This window comes from Myxococcus sp. CA039A, from assembly GCF_013336645.1.
Classification (GTDB): domain Bacteria; phylum Myxococcota; class Myxococcia; order Myxococcales; family Myxococcaceae; genus Myxococcus; species Myxococcus llanfairpwllgwyngyllgogerychwyrndrobwllllantysiliogogogochensis.
The window spans coordinates 1-2,150 of sequence record NZ_JABUMQ010000609.1 but is presented as its reverse complement, the minus strand read 5'-3'; the positions used below and the strand labels follow the sequence as shown (position 1 = coordinate 2,150).

General features: G+C 71.7%; 2 protein-coding genes. Both read right to left on the bottom strand.

Annotation, left to right across the window (positions count from 1 at the left end; translation table 11 throughout):
• Positions 1 to 147 precede the first annotated feature (147 nt).
• Complete coding sequence (locus HR086_RS46315; RefSeq protein ID WP_174468855.1) at positions 148 to 1,137, bottom strand: serine/threonine-protein kinase; 990 nt, start codon at positions 1,135 to 1,137, stop codon at positions 148 to 150.
• A partial coding sequence (locus tag HR086_RS49910; RefSeq protein ID WP_217442233.1) for a tetratricopeptide repeat protein occupies positions 1,134 to 2,150 on the bottom strand: 1,017 nt, incomplete at its 5' end. The genes HR086_RS46315 and HR086_RS49910, both read right to left, overlap by 4 nt.

Here is a 2,150-nt window from a genome sequence, read left to right as displayed (position 1 = left end):
CTTCGGGCTGGGGCTTCGGAGGCTGGGGCTGGGTGGCCATGGCGATCCTCGGGGTGCGGACATGCACGCTCGGAAGGAAGCATCTCCATCCCCTCGGCCAGAGGGGACTGGGGCCGCGAGCCTCGGCGCGAGCGCGCGCCTGCTCCCCTACTCCGCGCGCGACGTGCCGGAAGGGGGCACCGGCGTGCTCGCGGCTGCGTCGTCACTGGCGCCGAACAGGCCTCGCACCACGGCGGCGATGGCCAGCGGCGTGCCCACCCGCTCGTCATAGTGCGGGGCGAGCGCCTGGGCGAAGGAGTCAGCCGAGGGGAAGCGGTCCTCGGGACGCTCGGAGAAGGCGCGCCGCACCACGTCCTCGAGCGCCTCCGGCACGTCCGGGCGCAGCTCCCGCAGCGGCCGGTAGCTCCGCGAGCGGATGGCGTGGAACACCTCGTCCGGCGTGGCGCCGGTGAAGGGACGCTCCAGCGTCAGCAGCTCGTACAACACCACCGTCGCCGCCCACAGGTCCGCCTCCGGGCTCACCTCGCCGAGCAGCGACTCCGGGGACAGGTAGTAGGGTTTGCCCAGCACCTCTCCCTCCTGGAGCTTGCCGTCGACGAGCACGCGGGAGACACCGAAGTCGCCCAGCTTGATTTCGCCCACGCGGGAGATGAAGAGGTTGGACGGGGACACGTCGCAGTGGACGATGCCCAGCGGCTCGCCCTGCGGCCCGGTGGCGCCGTGCGCGTACGCGAGCGCCTCCAGCAGCACCTTGCCCAGGTACACCGCGAAGTCCAGTGGCAGGGGGATGCCGCGCACCTTGCAGCGGCGGAGGATCTGACCGAGGTCCCGGCCATCCACCAGCTCCATGACGATGAAGTAGATGCCCTCCAGCTCGCCGGCATCCAGCACCGTGACGATGTTCGGGTGGTGCAACTGCTTGGACAGCTGCGCCTCGCGCGAGAACAGCGACACCGACTCCGGATCCGCCGTCAGCGCCGGCAAGAGCCGCTTGAGGGCCACCGTCCAGCCCTCACGCGGGCCGGACAACACCCGCGCGCGATACACCTCCGCCATGCCGCCCTTGCCCAGCACGGAGAGAATCTCGTAGTGGCCGAAGACCCGCTGGGTCCTGGGGGGCGAGGGCGTCTGACTCACGGGCTGGTGCTTCCGGCTCCCGCCGACTCGCGGCCCGGCGCGCGCTTTCGATTCTTCGCCTGCCTGGCCTGCTCGATGTCACCGGCCAGCGCCTTCACCAGCGCGGCCTCCCAGGGCTTGGGCTCCTCGGGCTTCCAGCCCAGGTCCAGCGCCCGGCGCAGCAGATACGGAACCCGGCTCTTGTTGCCGGCCATGTCGTGCGCGTACGCCTGCCATGCGTAGACATCCGGCCGCCCGGCGGGCACCGAGGAGATCCGGTTCAGCGACTCCAGCGCCTTGGAGGAGTTGCCCGTCCCCAGATGGCAGCCGGCCATGCCCACGAGCGCGTCCAGGTTGCGAGCGTCCTCCAGGAGCGCTGCCTCGAAGCGCGAGCGGGCGACCTCCCACTTGCCCACCGCGAGCAACTGCAGGCCCATGCTCACGGGACTTGTCGCCACCACGGAGGGGCGGGCCTCGGCGACCTTCGCCTCGGGGCTCTTCGGCGCCGCGGCGACGGCCTCCTCGGGCTCGTCGGTGGCGGCATCCGGCGCGCTCCCCTGCGCTCCAGAAGCGGCGCCCTCCTCCTCGCCCTCCTCCACCGGCGCGCCGCCCAGGCCCCGCAGCAGCAGCTGCGAGTCCTTCAGCCCCGGAGAGTGGCACCCCTCGGGCAGCCGGAAACGCGCGGTGATGACCGACGACTGGGGGTTGTAGACGGCCAGCACCGGGAAGCTCCGGGCACCCACGCACTCGGGTACCCCGGACAGGCACACCTGCACCGTGGCCACCAGGACGTTCCCCTGGAACTCACCGGTGAGGACCTCCGTGCCCGCGGGGAACTTGCAGCCGCCCCCGGACCCGGCGGACGTGCCGACCAGGCGCTCGCCCACCATGTGCAGGTCCACCTGCCCGTAGGTATCCCCCATATAGGGGCCTGCGAGCTTCGGGCCCGCCCAGGCGAGGCCGGAGGTGACGGAAAGAGCCGTCACGAGTCCCTTGTTTAGAAGCGAGGGCGGCATGTGCGGGGTGTGGGGGGC